An 18,633-nucleotide genomic window follows, 5' to 3' on the forward strand; every position below is an offset into this window, starting at 1 on the left:
GTTGGGAGGAACATACGCTCGCGCCAACAGCGGATCAATGGCCGCTGTGATAGTCCCGCGTGCCGGTTCGCGGGCCGCGACGGCCGGCTCCGGCGAAGGGCGCTACGCACCGCCTTGATCTTGCGAGCGGGAACGAGGCCGCCGGCTCGGTCAGGCGCCGGCGTGGATGTGGGCGGCCCACAGGGACGGGGTGGCGGGGGAGGCGTCGCGCGCCGCGCGGACGGCGTGGTGCAGGGCCTCGGCGGCCCTGCCGGTGTCCAGGACGCCGTCTTCCCTGGTCAGCGCGGTGTAGAAGTCCTCGGCGATGGTGACGGCGACGCCGTCGTTGATCTCCCACAGGGTGCCGACGACGTGGGGGAATCCGGCGAGCTGGAACGCCGAGGTCAGGTGGACGGCCTCGTCCAGCAGCTCGGCGGACGGGGTGAAGGCGGTGCCGCACGCCGACAGGTACGCCAGCCGGGCCTGGTCCAGGGCGACGGGGGCCAGGGCGGCGACGTTCAGCGGGGCGGCCTGATGGTCGTGCAGCAGCAGCCGGCTGTTGGAGGGGTCGGCGGGGTCGCTGACCCCGTGGCAGGCGAAGTGGGCGATGGTGCAGTCCGAGAGGCGGGCCAGCACGTTGGCCGCGGTCGGCACCCGTTCCGGGTCGGCCGCGGCGCCGGCGTCCGGCTCGGCCAGCAGCACCGGGTGGGCAGGCGGGCGCACACCTTGCCGGCCTCGGCGGGCACGTTCGGCAGGCGCCCCTGCCCGGACAGGCCGGGGGTGGTGGGCATCGCGACGACCAGGGCCCGGTGCGGCGCGGAGCCGGCGGCGGCGCGCTGACGGGCATGGTGGAGGGCGCCGACCGTGGGGGTGTAGGACGAGACGACGCGGTCCAGCACCGTACGCCGCTGCGGGCCGGGCGCGTCGGTGTGGTGGCCGGCGGCGTGGATCGGCAGCAGGCTCATGAGCCCGCCCGGCGCCCACCACACCCGTGGCCACGCCTGGCCGCGAGCGGGTCCGCGGTGATGGCCGAGCGCGCGCAGCACCGGCTCGGCGGCGGCGTCCCACAGCCAGCCCAGGACGTCGCGGATCGCGGCCTGCGCGCGGAGCCGTTCGCCGAGCGGGACCTCGGGATCGGCGGTGTCGCGCAGCGCCTGGTGGAAGGCGTTGATCTGGCCCACCACCGCGTCGTGGGCGAGAGCGGGCAACTCGACCGCGGTGACGCCGCCGGTGGTGAGCAGCAGGGCGTCGCTGCGGTGGCCGCTGACGGTGAACACCACCACCGGACCGGACTCGGCCTGGGCCATCAACTGCTCGGTGGGCGGGGGAAGGGCGAAGGAGGCGAAGCCGTCCAGGGCGCGGATGCGCTCCAGGAGGGCGGCGAACTCCTTCGCCAGGTGGGGCCGGTCCGTGGTCGTCCGCCCGGGCAGGTCAGGCGCGAGGCCGGGCGCGGCCGGGGCGAAGGCCGGGAGCGCGTGGTCGGGCCGGTCGAGCAGGTCGCGCAGTTCCACGAACCGCGCGGCGAGGCCGGGGTGCCGCTCGCGTAGATCCGTCAGGTCGCCGCGGGTGTTCAGCGCCTGGTTCAGCATGACCGTCCGAGCGGCCTCCAGCAGGCGCAGGGCCCGGGCGGCCCGGTCACCGGCGGGAAGGCCGGGCGCGGCGAGAGCCAGGGCGGCCGCGTCGGCGGCGAGCCCGGCGAACCTCCCGATCGCGTACTGCTGGTCGGACCGCCCGAGCCGCTGCGGTGCCACCTGCGGCAGCAGCCGCACCGCCTGCTCCAGCAGGTCGGCGGCCCGGGCCGGCCGCGAGGCGGCGGACATCAGGGCGCCGGCCTGGGCCGCCTTGATACGGGCCGACGGCGGGGCCGACGCACTGCCGGCCGCGTCGGCATAAGCGGCCAGCGCCGCGTCATGGTCGGCCGTCGCCCCGGTCCGCTCGAAGCGGACCCAAAGGGCGGTCCCCAGGTTGGACAGGAAGCCGGCGCGGTCGGGGAGATCGGCGGGACAGGCGTCCACCGCCTGCCGGGTGATCTCGACGGCGGCATCCAGATCACCCGGCGCCCCGGCCTTCAGGAACCGTATGCGCAGCGCCGCGCCCAGGTTGGACCGCATCGCCGGCCCGCCGAGCTGTTCGGCCGGAGCGGCGTCCACCGCCTGCCGGCTCGCCTCGATGGCGGCGTCCAGGTCGTCCGGCGCCCCGGTGCGGTCGAACCGGGCTTTCAGGGCGATGCCCAGGCTGGACAGGTACGTGGCGCGGTAGGGATGAGCGGCGGAGGTGGCGTCCACCGCCTGGCGGGCGGTCTCGACCGCGGCGTCCAGGTCGTCCGGCGCCCCGGTGCGTTCGAACCGGGCTTGCAGGGCGATGCTCAGGCCGGACAGGTACAGGCCGCGGTAGGGATCGGCGGCGGGGGCGGCGTCCACCGCCTGGCGGGCGGTCTCGACCGCGGCGTCCAGATCGTTCAGCGCCCCGCCGCGCTGGAACCGGGTGCGCAGCGCGTTGCCCAGTTGCGACAGGCGTCCGGCGCGTTCGGGATGGCCCGCGGGGGTGAGGTCCACGGCCTGCCGCAGCCGCTGGATCGCGGCGTCCAGGTCATCAGGCGCTCCGGTCTGATCGGATCGGATCCGCAGCGCGATGCCCAGATCGGACACCCGCCCGGAGCGTTCGGGGTGATCGCCGGGGGTGAGGTCCATGGCCTGCCGCAGCCACTGGATCGCGGCGTCCAGGTCGTCCGGCACCCCCGTCCGCTCGAATCGCATCCGCAGCGCGTTCCCCAGATTGCCCGTGTAGGAGGCACTGTGGGGATGGCCGGTGGGAGTGGTCTCCACCGTCCGCCCGCCGATCTCGATCGCGGCGTCCAGGTCGTCCGGTGCCCCGGTGTACCCGAACCGGGTCCGCAGCGCCACCGCGAGGTTGTTCAGGCGCGGGGCGTGGTCGGGATGGCCGGCGGGGGTGAGGTCCACCGCCTGCCGTAACCGCTGGATCGCGGCCGTCAGGTCGTCCAGTGCCCCGCTGCTGTGCGCGAACCGGATTCGCAGCGCGACCCCGAGATTGGACAGCATCGCCGCTCGGCCCGGGTGGTCCGCGGCGGCGGCGTCCACCGCCTGCCGAAGCCGCTGGATCGCGGCCTCCAGGTCCTCCGGCGCCCCGGTGCGCCTGTACCGGTTCCGCAGCGCGGCCCCGAGGTTGCTCAGGCGCGCCGCGTGGTCGGGGTCGTCCGCGGGTGTGAGGTCCACCGCTCGCACAAGCCGCTCGATCGAGGTGTTCAGGTCGTCGATCGTCCCGTATCGCTCGAACCGGCTCTGCTCCGCGACCGCCAGGTTGGCCAGGTACATGGCGTGGTCGGGGTGGCCGGCGGGGGTGAGGTCCACCGCCTGCCGAAGCCCCTGGATCGCGGCCTCCAGATCGTCCGGCGACCCGGTGCGCACGAATCGTTCCTGCAGTGCGATCGCCAGCTTGTTCAGGCGCTCGGCGTGGTCGGAGTGGCCGGCCGGGGTGGCGGCCACCATGCGCCGCCACAGTTCGGTCGTGGCGGACAGCGCGACCGGGTCGGCCGAGCCGAGCGCCCGGTCGAGGAACGCTTCCGCGACCGGCGCCGCCTGGTCGGCCACGATGGGCAGCAACGGTTCGGGGATGTCGTGGTCTTCGGCGACGAAGCACGAGGCGAACATGACGATCGCGGTCTTCAGGTCCGAACGGCTCTGCTCTTCGGGGAGCCCGTGGTAGCGCGACCAGTGCAACCAGGCGAGGAAGTGCCACGCTTGAGGATCGAAGATCTCGCCCTCGCGGAGGATCCGGGCGAGTTGCTCCGCCTCGGTGAGGGCCGCCTGATCCAGCACCGGCGACAGGTCCTGTGCGTCGGCCACCCGCCGCAGCCGCGACCGCACCGCCTCCAGCAGGTCTTCCCGTACCGCCACATGTCCTCCCTGATCGTGAACCGAACGTGAGCGTGGTCCGGCCTCGGCGGACGCCGCGGGCGGCGTCCGCCGAGGCCGGAGGCGCGCGCGTACATGCCCCACCCGCCGGGGCGTGCCGCCGCGCGGGTCATCAGGTGGGGCGCCTGCGGCGGCTCTTCATGCCGAAACGGGGCGCGGCGGCGTTCGGAGCAGATGCCGACCCAGGCGGGACGGCGGGTCCGGGCCGTCCCGCCGCCCCGGGGGGCCGCGCCGGCCCGCCGTCCGGTACCGCACCGGGGCCGGCCCCGGACACTGCGGACACGGCGGACACGGCGGACACGGCCCGCTTCAGCGTCTCGGCGGTGATGCCCGCCTGTTCCAGCACCCCGGCGAAGACGGCCTCCAGCAGCTCCCGCCGCGCGTCCGGCGAGCACAACGCCGACAGCGCGGCCAGCAGCGGCGGCGACGACGGCAGGGACTCGGCCGGGAACTCCTTCTCCACGGTGTGCCGCTCCAGCACCGGCCCGTAGGCGGCGCTCAGCAGGGCGTGGAAGCGCCGAATCCGGGCCTCGGGGGCATCGTCGGGGTGCAGCCGGCCGACCGCGGTCACCAGCCGCCCGTGCCCGCGCAGCGCCTCGCCGATCGCCGCGCGGTTGGCCGGGTCGTCCCCGCGCGCCTCCAGCTCGGCGCACATGGCGTTCAGCGCCTTGGCGTCCTCCGGCTCCCGCGCGCCCGCCTCGATCAGCTCGGCCGAGCCGAAGGAGACGAGCACCGGCGACCGTTCATGCGGCGCGAGGTACACCGCCAGCCTCAGCGTGACGGCGGGCTCGGCCGCCCGCAGGCGGAGCAGCGCCGAGGCCAGCCGCGGCGGCAGCCAGTGGTCGGCGTTCCGCCGCACCTCCTCGAAGGCGTCGAGCGTCAGCCGCGGCCCGTAGGCGAGGTCCAGCAGCACCTCGTAGAGGCGGTCCTGCGCCGCCGGGTCCAGGGACCGGGCCGTGACCAGCGGCCGGCGGTCGGCGATGGCCTTCCTCGTCGCGGCCCGCTGCTCCTCCCCCCAGCCGGCGCGCTTGAGCTCGGCGAGCCTGGACAGGCTGCGGACGACCTCCCGGACGTCCCCCTCGCCGGCGCGGTCGGCGCACGCCGCCACCAGCCGCGAGATCGCCTTCGGCGTCGCCGCCCGCGGACCTTCCCCGGTGGCGGCGCCGGCGTCCGCGACGGAAGCGGCGATCTCGGCCAGTTCCTCCGCCTTGAACGAGCGCGGCGCCGTCTCGGCGGCGAACCTCGCCACGAGCCCCGCCAGGTCGGCGTGCCCGGCCAGCGCGTCATGGTAGCCGCGGACGAGATCCGGATGCCCGGCGTCCCCGAGCGGCTCTCCCCAGGCGACCACCCGCGCCCCCTGCGCCGGGTGCCGGGCGAACGAGAGCCTGATGCGGTGCGGCGAGGCGCTGTCGGTCCACGTCGAGGCGGTCAGCCTGGCCCTGAGCCCGTACGGCAGCAGCGCCGCGGCCGCGTCGAGGAACCGCAGCCGCGACAGCATCGGCACCGCCTCGGCGTGCACCACGCACACCGGGTCCCCGGTCAGCAGCAGCGCCGCCGCGGCCCTCGCGGTGTCACCCGCCTCCGCGGCCGTGGCCTCCGCGTCGAGCGCCTGCGCCTCGGCCGTGAGCGGGCCCGCCACGGGCAGCGACTGCCGCTTCAACGCGTGGTAGAGCGCCTCGTAGCCGACCGGCCCGCGGGCCAGCTCGGCGTAGGGGACGCAGAAGTACCGGGTCACGGCGATGGGCCGGCCGAGACCGTCCAGCTGGGCCGACCAGTCCTGGACGGCCAGGCCGACGTGGGCGCTGCCGCCGTCGCCGATCCAGCTCGCCGTCACCCGGGGCAGGTTCGCGGGCGCCCCCGGCGAGTACCGGGTCATGATCTCGTGGAAGTCGTCGCGGCTGAGCCGGTCGCGGCTGCACGCCAGGATCTCCTCCGACTCCCCGGTGCTCGCTCGCGTGCCGCGTAGCGCCCATTCGGCGGTGACTCGCACCATCGACAGTCCTCACATGGTGGACGGGCGGACGATCAGGTACACCAGGACCGCCACCGCCACGATCAGCAGTATGAACAGCACGATCACGAACACGGTCTCGCCGGAGGCCCGGAGGTTGTGCCGGCGTCGCTCGCGGCCCTCCTGCACGAGCTCCAGCCGGTGCAGCCGCTCGATCTCACCGGCCTCGCCGGCCCGGCGGGGCTCCTTCCGCCGCTGACGCCCGACGCCCGCGTCGCCGTGCCGCTGGCGGAGGAAGCGGCGGGTCGGGGTGAGGTCCGCCCTCGGCATGGGCGCGGGCGCCGGATCGGTGAGGCGTTCCAGCAGGTGCCGCCGGGTCCCACGGTCCAGCGTGGCCTGCTCAAGGACGGCCGTCATGAGCTCCCTCTCGGCGCCCATTCCGTACACCGCCGCCGCGGCGGCGATCAGCCTGGCCGACGAGGGCGGCACGACGCTGGCCACGATCTCGCTGAACTGGCCGGGTTCCAGCGGGCTTCCGTAGGAGGCGGCCACCAGGTCCTGCAGGCGGCTCACCTGCGTGGCGGGATCCTTGGGGTAGGCCGCGGCTATCGCGTCGACCAGGTACGCCCGCTCGCTGAGCGCCGCGGCGACCTGCTGGTCCTCCCCGCCGGCGCCACCCCGGGAGACCAGCATCTTGAGCGCCAGGTCGACGACCGCGGGGTCGTGCGGCCGGCGCGCGGCGACCTCGACCAGGTGGGCCGTCTGCAGCGAGGTGAGGATGCGGGATCGCTCGTCGCCCCGCAGCAGCATCGCCAGCCGCAGCGACACGGCCGGATCGTCCGCGGGCATGCGCGCCATCGCCGACCGCACCGCCGGGTTCGGCCCCGCCGCACGCTCGATCATCTCCATGGCGCCGGCCGTCAGGGTGCGCCCGTAGCCGAGCCCGAGCATGGTGTCGTAGAAGGAGCCGCCCGGCCGGTCGTGCGGGTGTCCGGCCCCGGCCCTCAACAACCGGTCCTCGATGATGCGGCGGTACCGCGCGCGGTCGTCCTCGGTCGGCTCCTGCGACGCGGCGCTGATCCGCAGCCGGTCCACCACGTCGTCGACGTCCTCCCACCGCCGGTGCCCGGCCAACTGCGCGCACAGGTTCAGGTCGTCGTCGATCGTGCGGAAGTACGGGCCGCCGTGGACCGGTTTGCCCCGCGAGTCGTCCAGCAGGGCCAAGGCGTGCCTGGGCGCCTCCTTGAAGGAGATCGGCTCGGTCGCGGTGGCCAGCTTGCGGACGACCTCCTCGGGGGAGTGCCTGCGCAGCGAGCCGAGGTAATGGCGCGCGATGTCCGTCCAGTCGTCAAGGGCGTCGGTGTCCGAACCGAGGACCACAGGGAAGGCGCCCTCGGGGGAGTGCTTGGCGAACGACAGCTTGATGCGATGACTGGCGGAGCTGTCGGTCCAGGTCGAGGCGGTCAGCCTGGTGCGCAGGCCGTAGGGGAGGAACGACGCGACCGCGTCCAAATAGCGCAGACGGTCGGCCATGGACAGGTGGTCGCCTCCGATGACGCACACCTGCTCGTCGGCGATCAGCAGGGCGGCCGCCCGCATGGCCGTCCGGTGGTCGAGCCCCTTGCCCGCGTCGCGGGGGTCGAGCACCCCGACGTCCACGGTCAGCGGCCCGTTCGCCGGCGGGCGGCAGCCGCCGAGGACGCGGTAGAGCTCCTCGTACGACACCGGGCCCCCCGCCAGGTCGGCGTAGGGCACGCAGAAGTAGGTGGTGACGGCGATCGGGCGGCCGAACCGGTCGAACTGGTCGGTCCGGCCGTGGACGGCCAGGCCGACGTGCGCGAGGTCACCGCGTCCGTTCACCCAGCTGATCGTCACCTGCGGCCACTCGGCGAGGGAGCCCGGCGACCAGGTGAGCAGGATGTCGTGGAAGTCGTCCTGGCTGAACTGGCCGACGCTGCACTCCAGGACGCCGTAGTCCTCACCGGTGCCCGGCCGCTTGCCCCACACCGCCCAGTCGGCGGTGATCGTCACCTGCCGGCTCACCCTTCGCCCTCCCCGCCCTGCGACATCCGCTGGCCGAGCCACAGCATGGGCTCCATCACGTTGATGGGGTACGCCGGCCCGCGGATCCGGAAGGCGGTGGCGGGCGCCGTCGCCGTTGCCAGGGGACCGTCGCCGGACATCCTCGGCGGCTCGGGGATGACGTTCTGCGGGTCGTCCGGATCGAACACCCCTTTGTCCGGGTCCAGATAGAAGCCGATCGAGGAGGTCACGAAGAACTTGATACGGTCCGGGTGGAAATACTGTTTCAGCGCGGGCACGACCATCCGCGCGTTTCCGGTCGCCGAGACGCTGCAAAGTTGCTGGAACAACTCTTGTGCGGCCTCTTCGTCGTCGATTCGCGGGAAATTGTGCGGATCTTCGGGGTCGGGGGAGACGAGCCCCAGTTTCTCCGCCGTCTGCAGAACCCTGAGCTCGTCGAATTTGGTCACGCACACCGCCAGGTGATGCGGCAGCATGTCGTCGGTGAAGTCGTCCTTGGCGAGCATACGCCCGGCGAGGTCGGTCAGCACGCCGTGGAGATAGCTGAACGCGTCGCCGTCCTTGAACTCGCGGATGGGGTCGAAGAGATAGACGATGCCGCGGCTGCGCTCGAGGTTGTCGAGCAGCTGCTCGCGGTCGGTGCCCGAGCCGGTGCGCTGGGCGCGGTAGAAGCCGCCCGGGGCGTCCAGCACGTCCAGCCCGATGCGCCGGCTCCTGGCGGCCTTGCGGCCCCAGCCCTTGCCCTGCTTGTCGGGTTGCCTGCTGAGGAACCACTTGTAGTGGCCGAGGGCCAGGGTGGCGTCCGGGAAGCGCTGGTACTGCGACAGGACGCTGGTCATCTCGATCAGGAAGTCGCGGGAGGGGCCGTCGGCGCCGATGACGCGCCACGGCCCCTCTTTGAGGATCAACGCGATGTTGAGAGCCGCGAGGAAGGTGGTCTTCCCGCTGCCCGGCGCGCCCCATATGGCGATGTTGTGCTCCGGGCGTGTGGACTGACCCTGCTCAGGGGGCATGCGAACCTCATTCGGCCTTTCGTGTGGAGTCATGGTCATGGCGTCGCGAGGAACGGGAAGGGCGTTCGCCGTCCCTGCGGCACCGAGAGCCCGAGGCCGGCGCCGAGCTCTTCGACGTTCACCGTGTCGAGGTGGGCCGGCGCGCCGCCGCCGAGCCGGGACCAGACGGTGTGCGCGTCCTCTGGAGGGCGGTCGCAGATCGCGCCGAGCACCACGCCGCGTTCGCCTTCCAGCCTGGACACCAGCCGCTCCCAGTCGAAGCGGCGCGGGCAGGGAAGGACTTCGGAGGGATGCCTTCCCGGCGGGTGCGGCGGCCGCTCGCCCACGGTGAGCAGTACCGTCCGGCGCCGCCCGTGCCCCGGCCCGGCCGCGTCCAGCCGCCCGCCCACCTCGGCCAGCATGTCCTCGACCTGCGCGGCGTAGGGGTAGTCGGGCACCTTGGCCGCCCGCGCCGACAGCCGCCCGCGGTGCTCCTCCAGCCGGCGCAGGGACGCCGTCAGGCCGGGCCCCGGGGTGGCCTGCCAGCAGGCCACCAGCACCGGCTCGTCGGGAAGCCCGCCGCGGAACCGGTGGGAGCCGTAGCCGACCAGCGACACCGCGAGCTGGCCGGCCAGCTCGTCCGCCGTCGCCTCAAGGAGCTGCTCCACGCGGTCCAGGCGCTCGCCGACCTGATGGTCCGAACCGCTGAGCTCGACGGCGCAGATCAGGTGCGCCCCGTCCGAGTGACGGTCGAGCCGGGGCGGGACCGCGGCGACCAGCTCGTCCCACGGGCGGTCGCATCTGGCCAGCCCGGGCAGGCCGTCGAAGCGCACCCGGCCGGGACGCTCCAGCTCGGCGGCGACCGAGTGCCGGCCGGGCGGCAGCTTCGCCGTCTGGACCGACAGCAGCCGCGGCCGGCGGCCCTCCCACGCCACGACCGCGAACACCGTGCCGCGCTCGTCGCTCGGTTCCAGCAGGACGGTGAAGTCGGCCGAGTCTCCGCGCCGGGCCTCGATGCCGAACAGCGGATGGCCGGCGAACCGGAGCCGTCCGGTGTCCGGCTGCCGTTCGAGCACCACCAGGTCGTAGGACTGCCACAGCGGCTCGTCGGCGATGACCTCGCGCAGCAGCGCCGCGACGTCCTCGCCCGGCTCGGTGAAGGAGAGCGCGCGCGGATGCGCGGCGCGCAGCCAGTCGGTCGCCTGGCCGGCCGCCGCGGTGTCCGGGTCGGCGCAGACCAGCACCACGGTGGTGTCGCGGGCGATGGTCTCGGTCAGCTCGCCGGCCCGCCGTGCCGAGGACGCGGCGGTGCCCTCCCAGGCCACCAGCGGTTTGATGCGGCCCTGCGGTGTGCCCGTCTCGTCCCTGCGGACCTCGAAGGCGGTGATGCCCGCGGTGGCGATCTCGAACACGATGAGACGCCGAGAACCGTCGAGTTCCGCGATGCCTTCTGTGAGAGCCTTGCGGAGGAGATCCCGACTCGCCCCCGTCAAAAACGGCTCCGGTCACGTGTAAAAGAAGAACCGATCATTACTCCCCATAATGTGACATCAGCCCCCGACCTGGAGTTCCAACTACACAAAGGACAGGTCCCCACCATCACCTGCCGTACGCGGCAGAATGTCGATATCCAGGTACATGTATATCTTAAGCGAGTGGCATGCTGATGGTCGTGCCTTGATTGATTGAGGGTGTCCTCAACTACAGTCTCGGCATCACGAGGGGGAGAATAGATGAGAAAGTTACTAATTGTCCTATCTGGTGCTCGGCCTGAGATCCTGGAGCGCTGCCCGACCGAGCGGGGCAAATTCGAGGGCATCGGGGGAGCCGTCCTCACCACGAGTGTGCTGGCCGCCATCTCCATGGCGTTCGCCCTGGGCAGCGCGCTCGGGCTCAGCTTCCTCATCGCGGTGCCCGCCGGCATCGTCTGGGGCCTGGCCATCTTGAGCCTGGACCGCTGGCTGGTCGGCTCCATCCAGCCGGACGGGCCGCGCCGCTGGCGGCTCGCCGCCCCCCGCGTCGCCATGGCGGTGCTGCTCGGCGTCGTCATCTCCACGCCGCTGGTCCTGCAGATCTTCAAGTCCGAGGTCGACGCCCAGATCGTCGAGATCAAGCAGCGGCGCGCCGACGACTTCACCGACGCGGCCGAGCGCGGCAAGGTGGGCCAGGAGGTCACGCGGCTGCGCCAGGCCGTGGCCGCGCAGGAGGCCATCGTGGCGAGCGGTGGCGAGGTGCCCCAGGACCCGTCCAAGGACCCGCGGATCAAGTCGCTGACCGCCGAGCGCGCCGCCGAGCAGAAGAACGCCAAGAAGCACTACGACGAGTGGCAGTGCCAGCTCTACGGCGGCGCTGACTGCCCGCGCAAGGGCGACGGAGTGCTGTCGCAGGCCAGCAGGGACGCCTACAAGAAGGCGAAGGCCCGCATCGAGGCGCTCAACGACCAGATCGACGAGCGCAAGCGGCAGCTCACCGCCACCGACCAGAGCGCGAAGGCCGTGCGGCTGCAGAGCGCCAAGGAAGAACTCGGCAAGCTGCGCACCCAGCTCGACATGGCGTCGCGGCAGCAGAGCTACCTGCAGGCGTCGTTCAACGCCGAGAACGAGAGCCTCAACGGGCTGCTCATCAGGCTGCGGGCTCTGAACGAGGTCTCCGGCAAGGACCTGACCCTCAACCTGGCGCGCGCTCTGTTGTTCCTGTTGTTCCTGCTGATCGAGTGCCTGCCGGTCGCCGTCAAGCTGATGCAGAAGCCGGGCAACTACGAGAAGGTGCTCGCCCTGGCGGCCCGCAAGGAGCTGCTGCACGCACGCGAGAGCCTGAACGCCGGTCCCGGGCCCGGCTCCGGCTCCGTCCGGACGGACCCCGGCACCATCCGCGACATCTGGGCCCGGCATGCCGCGCCCGAAGAGACGCCGCTGTCGGCCACGCTGGTGCACACCCCGGACGCCGCGGGCGCCGCGGGCGCCGCGGAGGCCGAGCCCGCCGCCGAGCCCGGCCCGTCCATGTCCGCCCTGTCGTCGCTCGAACCGGCCGGCGCCGGCCATGAGTACGGCAGCCTGGAGGACGAGGCCCTTCGCGGCATGACCGACGCCCGCATGGCCACCCTGTCCGAGCCGCGGTCGCTGGAGCGCTCGCGCGAGTTCGAGCTGTTCCCCGAAGATGATCGCTGAGCGGCGCTCGAAGGCACCGGCGTCCGGCGGCCGCCTGCTCCAGAACCGCTACCGGCTGCTGCGGCGGCTCGGCAGGGGAGGGATGGGCGACGTCTGGCTGGCCGACGACCGGCTCCTCGACCGCCGCGTCGCCATCAAGGAACTGGTCGTGTCCGCCGACGGGGAGGCCCTGTCCGTGCGCCGCGAGCGGACCCTGCGCGAGGCGCGCGCCGCCGCCGGCATCGAGCACCCGAGCGTCGTGGAGATCTACGACGTGTTCGAGGAGCGCGGCCGCCCCTGGATCGTCATGGCCTACATCAGGGGCCGCTCGCTGCGCGACATGATCGAGGAGGGCCGGCTCGGCGAGCGGGAGCTGGCCGAGATCGGCGTCCGGGTGCTCGGCGCGCTGGAGGCCGCCCATCGCGCCGGCGTCCTGCACCGTGACGTCAAGCCCGCCAACATCGTGATCAGCGAGTCCGGCCGGGTGTGCCTGGTGGACTTCGGCATCGCGCACATCGGCGGCGAGCGCGCCCTCACCGCCCACAACGCGTTCATCGGGACCCTGGAGTTCATGGCCCCCGAACGGATCGACGGCCGCGCGCTCGGGCCCGCCTCCGACCTGTGGTCCCTCGGCGTCACGTTCTTCTGCGCCCTGGAGGGCTACTCGCCCTTCCGCCGCGACGACCTCGCGGCCACCATGCGCGCCATCACCGACCACCCGCCCCCCGCACCCGTCCACCGAGGCCCCCTCGCCGACGCGATCGCCCAGCTCCTCCACAAGGACCCGTCCCAGCGAATGACCACCCCCCAACTCCGCCGAACCCTCCACACCCTCCTCACCCCCCCAACCCCCGCCCCGCGATACCCCCCCGCCCCACCAGTCACCCCAGCCCCAAAAGCCACCCCGGCCCCACCGGCCATCCCCGCCCCGCTGGCCAGCCCGGCACCGCGACCCAGCCCCGCCCTGCAACCCGCCCCCGCCCCCAAGCCCACCGCCGCCCCACGATCCGCCCCTTCCCAGTCCGCCGGCACCCCCCATCCCACCGCCGCCCCCGTCCCGGGCCGCCCGCCGGACGAACAGGCCCGCGCATCGCGGACTCCGCCCTCTCCCGGCCGTCCCGAGCCCGATCCGAAACGGCCCTTGGCCAAGTCGCCACGCCCGCCAGGCCCCCCGCGTTCCGAACCGCCACCCCTGTTGGGATCCCAGCCGCCACGCCCCTCGCGTCCCGAGCCGCCACGCTCCCCGCGGTCCGAACCTCCACGCCCGTTGCGGTCCGAGCCGCGACGGACGCCGCAGTCGGAGCCGTCCGGCGCGGACCCGGCCGCGGCGGCACGCGGCCTGGACGGCATGTCCGCCGGCCAGGCCGCGCGACTGTGCGCGGCGATGCCTCCCGAGGCCGCGGGGGAGATGCTCGCCAGGGCGGCCCCCGGGCTCGCAGGGCCGGTCCTGCTGGCGTTGCCCCGCGCCACGGCGGCGTCGGTTCTGACCGCGGTCGCGCCCAAGACCGCCGCAGGGCTGCTGGCCGGCATGGCGGCCAGCCCACAGGAGACGGCCGCGGTGTTGCAGACCCTCAAGGCGAGCCGGGCCGGGCACGCGGTCGACTACATGGAACTGGCGGACGCCTCCGCGCTGCTGGCCACGATGCGGCCGGGCGAGGCCGCGCGGATCCTCGCCCACGCCCATGCCCGCACCGCGGCCGGCGTGCTCGGCGCTCTGGCCGCGAGCCGTGCCGCGGTCCCGCTGGTCGAGGCCATGGCGGTCCGATCGGTGCCGCGGACCTGCGCCGTGCTCGGCCACCTGCCTCCCACGACGGCGGCAGCCCTGCTCCGATCGCTCCCGGACACCCGCGCCCGCCAACTACTAGCGGGCCTGACCCCCTCATCCCGCACCCAGGCCCTACGCCACCTGCGCCGCTGACTCCCGCCTCAGATGGGGGTGCGGCTACTGGTCCTGGCGCTCTCGCGGCGGGCGCGTTCGGTGAGGGCGTGTTCGTCGGTGCGGGCGTCGTAGGAGCGGAACTTGGGCAGTGCGGCGGCCATGGCGGCGACGGCGCCCATGCACAGCAGGCCGCCGATGCCCAGGGAGAAGCGGGCGCCGCCGGCCTGGGCGAGGAAGCCGGCGCGGGCGTCGCCGAGCATGGGGCCGGTGGAGTAGGAGAGCAGTTCGATGCCCGCCAGCCGTCCGCGGTACTCGTCGGGGATCGTCTGGTTCCAGATGATGCCGCGGAAGACGCCGCTGATCATGTCGGCGCCTCCGGCGAAGGCCAGCAGGGCGGCCACCAGCCAGACGTTGGGCATGATCGACGCCAGGGCGACGCCGGCGCCCCACAGAGTGGCCGCGATGATCACCGCGCGGCCGTGGCGGTGGACGTGCGCGGTCCAGCCGGAGGTGGCCGAGGCGATGACCGAACCGACGCCGCCCGCCGCGTACAGCACGCCGAGGGCCTTGGGCTCGTGGAGCTGGTCGGCGAGGAAGGGGAACAGCGCGTTGGAGAAGGCGAAGATCATCGCGGCGATGTCGACCAGATAGGTGCCCATGAGGTCGGGGCGCCGGACGGCGTAGCGCACGCCTTCGACCAGCGAGCGCAGCGACGCGGGGGTGTGGTCTCCCATGCGGGCCACCGGGCGTACCCGGATGAGCAGCAACAGCGACAGCAGGAAGGAGATGACGTCGATGCCGTAGGAGGTGGCCGGGCCCAGGGTGACGACGATGAGGCCGCCGGCGGCCGGGCCGACGATCATGCCGGCGTTGCGGGCCAGGCCCTGGATGGCGAACGCCGCCCCCATCTGGTCCAGTTTGAGCACCCGGTTGATGATCGCCTGCTCGCTGGGGCCGCGCAGGCTGGACAGACCGGCCGACAGCGCGGCCACGACGTACAGGACGGGCACCTGGGCCGGCGCTGGGAAGATCATGGCGTTCAGCATCAGCAGCACCGAGGTCAGGCACAGGCCGACCTCGGACAAGATGACGATCTTGCGCCGGTCGAGCGCGTCGGCGATCGCCCCGCCCCACAGCCCGCATACGACCATGGGCGCGAACTCCACCAGGCTGACCAGGCCAACCGCCACGTAGGAGCCGGTGAGCTGCTTCATCTGGAACGGCACGGCCACCATGGTCATCAAGCTGCCGAACATCGTGACCAGGCTGGAGGCGAACAGCAGCCGGAAGTCACGCGAGTCGCGTAGCGGGCTGATGTCCATCCGCAGACGAAGCAGCAACGTCTTCAGAGACAAGGCGGGGCTGGTCGACACAGGCGGCAAGTGTGGACGTCCACTGGCCCCCGGGCAACCGAATTTCACATGCTGAACGTTCGGCGGCTCTACGCCATATACCACGCAATAAGCACACAATGCGACATATCGCTGCCGCAACGGCCTGCTCACACCACCGCTCCGTCCGGCCTTGAGCTCGTCGGAGGAGGGCGGCATGATCGCTCTGTGCGTGACCATGCCCGGCTGGCCGGCAGCTTCGACCGCGTCACCTCTGGCGACAGTTCGGTGTGGCGGGCGGTCAGGGGTTTCGGAGCAGGTCGACCAGGTAGGTGGTCAGGTCGGGGAGGGACAGTTCGCGGCCCTGCGCGGTCAGGCGTTCGTAGGCGGCAGGGGAGAGGGCTTCGCGGACGGCGGCGGCTTCGCGGGGGCCGTCCAGGGGGTCCATGAGCTCGGGGGAGAAGCCCACCCGGCGGCCGACGGCCTCCACCCCGCCCATCAGCACGGCCGCCCGCTCGGCCTGTCCGCTCAGCGCGAGGGCGTGGGCGGCGGTGTGGAACAGCACGAGCCGGGAGGTCACGTCGTCGTGGCGGTCCAGGGCGTCCAGGATGCCGCCGGCGATGTCCAGCGCGCGTCGGCCGTCGCCGTGATCGCAGGCGGTCTTCATGGCCGCCCACGCGGAGGAGCCGGCCGCCCAGTCATGGCCGCAGGACTCGGCGGTCGCTACGGCCTCTGCCAGTACGGCGGCGGCGGCCGGGAGATCCCCCAGGACCCGGGCGAGCATGCCTTGCACCATCAGCGCCTCGGCCAGCAGCCAGCCTTCTCCGGAACGCCGGGCGAGTTCGACGGCGTCGCGGGCGAGCGCCGCGGCGTCGACCGGCATTCCGGCGAGCACGCCGAAGTGCGTCCGGCAGACCCGCGCCCACGCCGTGACGACCAGGTCATCGGCCTCCTGAGCCTCGCGCTCCGCCAGCATGGCGGCCTCGTACGCCTGCGCGGGCCTCCCGGCCAGGTAGCTGAGGCCGCCGACGGCGAGCCGCGCCCGTCCCCTGACGTCCGGGCTTGCGTCCGGCGCCGCGGCGAACGCCCTGGACATCCAGGACAGGCCTTCGGCGATGTGGCCCATGCGGTACCAGAACCAGTACAGCGCGCCGCCCAGCCGCAGCGCGTAGTCGCCGTCCCCCTCGGCGAGGGCGGAGGTGAAGGCGGCACGGAACTCGGCCTGCTCGCGGGTCAGCCGGCCCAGCAGCGAGGCCGCCTGCGGGCCGCGCAGCCGCCGCTCGGCGCTCTCCGCCTGAGCCAGCGCCCAGGCCCGGTGGCGTCGCCGGGTCTGCGCCGGCTCCTCCCGGTCGAGCTCGCGCAGCGCGTACTGGCGCAGCGTCTCCAGCAGCCGGTAGCGGCGCGGCGCGGTGCCGGGCTCGACGCTGACCAGCGACTTGCGCACCAGGGCCGACAGGACGGGCAGAACGGGAGCCACGCCGCCGACCGCGCCCGCGGCGTCGAGGTCGAACCCGGCGGCGAACACGCTGAGCCGATGGAAGAGCCGTCGTTCATCGGGCTGGAGGAGCTGGTGGCTCCAGGCGACGGTGGCCTCCAGCGCGCGATGCCGGTCGGGCAGGTTGACGGGGCCGTCGACGAGCACGTCGAAGCGGTTCTCCAAGGCGTCGGCGATCTGGCCGATCGAGAGCATCCGGCACTGCGCGGCGGCCAGTTCGATGGCGAGCGGAATGCCGTCGAGGCCCGCGCACAGCACTGGGATCCGGTCGAGGTCGCCGGGGTCGGGGGACCACGCCGGCAGTACGGCGGCGGCCCGGCTCCGGAACAGTTCGGCGCCTTCCCCCGCGGGGTCGAGCGGCCGGACCTCGTAGACCGCTTCGCCCTCCACGCCCAGCGCCTCGCGGCTGGTGGCCAGTACCCGCAGGCCGCCGCAGCGGCTCAGGAGCGTCCCCGCGACGGCGGTGACCGCCTCCAGCAGGTGCTCGCAGTTGTCGAGCACCAGCAGCAGCCGCCGCCCGGCGAGCACGGCGGCCAGCTCGTCGACGGAGGCAGCACCGGGGATGCCCACGACGGCGGCGATGGTGGCGGGCAGCAGTTCGGAAGAGGTGAGACCGGCCAGTTCGACCATCCAGCACCCGTCGGCGTCGCCGGTGCGGCCTTTGGCGGTCTCCAGCGCGAGGCGGGTCTTGCCCACGCCGCCCGGTCCGGTGAGGGTGACGAGCCGGTACTCGGCGAGCAGGCCGCCGACGGCTGCGATGTCGGACGTGCGCCCGACGAAGCTCGACAGCGCGAACGGCAGGTTGCCGGTGGGCGCGGGCGGCGCCGGAAGGCCGGTCGTGCCTCTGCCGGCGGTCGTCCCGCCGACGGTGCTCGTCCCGCTGGTGGCGGTCGTCGCGGCGGCGGTGGTCGGGACGCCGATGCCGGCCGTCGGGACGCCGGGGCCGATGATGGTGGCGGCGCCGACGGCACCGGCGGTGGTGGCGGCGGCTGTGCCGGCCGTGAAGCCGCCGATGCCGCCGGTCGGGGCGGTGGTGCGGGTGGAGGGCGGGTCCAGCCGAGGGTCCTGGGCGAGCACCGCCGATTCGAGGTCGCGCAGCGCCGGGCTGGGGTCGATGCCCAGCTCGTCGGCGAGCCGCCGCCGTAAGGCGCGCAGCGTCGCGGCGGCGTCCGCCTGCCGCCCTGACCGGTAGAGCGCCAGGGTGAGCAGCTCCCAGCCGCGCTCCCGCAGCGGCTGCTCGGCCACCAGAGCCTCCAGCTCGCCGACCGCCGCCGTGTGCCGGCCCAGGTGGATGGCGGCGGCCAGCCGGTCCTCGTACGCGGCGGCGCGCAGGTCTTCCAGCCGCGCCGCCTCCGGCAGGGCGAAACCGGCGTCGGTGAAGTCCGCGTAGGCGGGACCGCGCCACAGCTCCAGCGCCTCGGTCAGCAGGTCTTCGGCGAGCCCGTGCCTGCCGCCGTCCAGGGCCCGCCGCCCGGCCACGGCCAGGTCGGCGAACCGCTCGGCGTCGACCGCGGCCGGGTCGGCGCGCAGCGCGTACCCCGGCCCCTCACGGACCAGGAGCCCGGCGGGCGCGCGCGCCGCCCGCTCGGGCTCCAGCGCCCTGCGCAGCTGGGAGATGTAGACATGGAGCGTTCCCGGGGACGGGGACGGCGTCCCCTCCCACACATCGGACATGATCCGCTCGGCGGGCACCATCCTGCCCCGGGCGATCAGCAGGACGGCCACCACCGCCCGCTGCCGCAGACCTCCCAGCCCGATCGGCCGCCCGCCCAGCTCGGCCCGGAGCGCGCCCAGCACCCCGAACCGCACAGTGTCGATGTCGTCCCGGCCCATGGGCCCCCCTCGCACAACTCGCGGAGATCGCGGAGATCGCATGCGAGGGTAA

The 18,633-nt window shown here is 73.6% G+C and carries 10 protein-coding genes; 2 read left to right on the plus strand and 8 right to left on the minus strand.

Features of this window, described 5'->3' with window-relative positions:
* Window positions 1-150: 150 nt before the first annotated feature.
* The 6 genes from ACZ6QO_RS29745 to ACZ6QO_RS29770 all read right to left on the minus strand — a co-directional run bounded on the left by ACZ6QO_RS29745 (window position 151) and on the right by ACZ6QO_RS29770 (window position 10,309).
* Window positions 151-615, minus strand: coding sequence for a CHAT domain-containing protein (locus ACZ6QO_RS29745; RefSeq protein WP_465855386.1), 465 nt, complete (start codon window positions 613-615; stop codon window positions 151-153).
* A complete protein-coding gene (locus tag ACZ6QO_RS29750) occupies window positions 498-3,893 on the minus strand; it encodes a tetratricopeptide repeat protein (protein WP_465855387.1) in 3,396 nt (1,131 codons plus the stop codon). The genes ACZ6QO_RS29745 and ACZ6QO_RS29750 overlap by 118 nt, the downstream gene beginning before the upstream one ends.
* Window positions 3,894-4,023: 130 nt before the next feature.
* Window positions 4,024-5,904 (minus strand): hypothetical protein, encoded by a 1,881-nt coding sequence (locus ACZ6QO_RS29755; protein ID WP_465855389.1) that lies wholly within the window; start codon window positions 5,902-5,904, stop codon window positions 4,024-4,026.
* A 9-nt stretch (window positions 5,905-5,913) separates the two neighbouring features.
* Entirely contained in the window at window positions 5,914-7,905 is a 1,992-nt protein-coding gene (locus ACZ6QO_RS29760) for a hypothetical protein (protein WP_465855391.1), read from the minus strand.
* Window positions 7,902-8,918 carry a DEAD/DEAH box helicase family protein gene (locus ACZ6QO_RS29765; protein WP_465855393.1) on the minus strand — a complete coding sequence of 339 codons (1,017 nt, stop codon included), beginning with the start codon at window positions 8,916-8,918 and terminating at the stop codon, window positions 7,902-7,904. Before ACZ6QO_RS29765 ends, ACZ6QO_RS29760 begins: the two co-directional genes overlap by 4 nt.
* A gap of 35 nt (window positions 8,919-8,953) precedes the next feature.
* A complete protein-coding gene (locus ACZ6QO_RS29770; RefSeq protein ID WP_465855395.1) occupies window positions 8,954-10,309 on the minus strand; it encodes a hypothetical protein in 1,356 nt (451 codons plus the stop codon).
* Between the two features lie 321 nt (window positions 10,310-10,630).
* On the opposite strand from ACZ6QO_RS29770, the gene ACZ6QO_RS29775 reads away from it, so the two are divergent.
* Both ACZ6QO_RS29775 and ACZ6QO_RS29780 read left to right on the plus strand, forming a co-directional pair.
* Window positions 10,631-12,064 carry a DUF4407 domain-containing protein gene (locus ACZ6QO_RS29775; protein WP_465855397.1) on the plus strand — a complete coding sequence of 478 codons (1,434 nt, stop codon included), beginning with the start codon at window positions 10,631-10,633 and terminating at the stop codon, window positions 12,062-12,064.
* Window positions 12,054-13,961 carry a serine/threonine-protein kinase gene (locus ACZ6QO_RS29780; protein ID WP_465855399.1) on the plus strand — a complete coding sequence of 636 codons (1,908 nt, stop codon included), beginning with the start codon at window positions 12,054-12,056 and terminating at the stop codon, window positions 13,959-13,961. Before ACZ6QO_RS29775 ends, ACZ6QO_RS29780 begins: the two co-directional genes overlap by 11 nt.
* 8 nt (window positions 13,962-13,969) lie before the next feature.
* Here the strand turns inward: ACZ6QO_RS29780 and ACZ6QO_RS29785 are convergent, their stop codons facing one another.
* Complete coding sequence (locus ACZ6QO_RS29785) at window positions 13,970-15,295, minus strand: MFS transporter (protein WP_465855401.1); 1,326 nt, start codon at window positions 15,293-15,295, stop codon at window positions 13,970-13,972.
* A gap of 259 nt (window positions 15,296-15,554) precedes the next feature.
* Window positions 15,555-18,581: an AfsR/SARP family transcriptional regulator gene (locus ACZ6QO_RS29790; protein WP_465855402.1), complete on the minus strand. Its 3,027-nt coding sequence runs from the start codon at window positions 18,579-18,581 to the stop codon at window positions 15,555-15,557.
* Between the last annotated feature and the right edge of the window lie 52 nt (window positions 18,582-18,633).

The sequence above is a fragment of the Sphaerisporangium sp. NPDC049457 genome, from assembly GCF_055586705.1.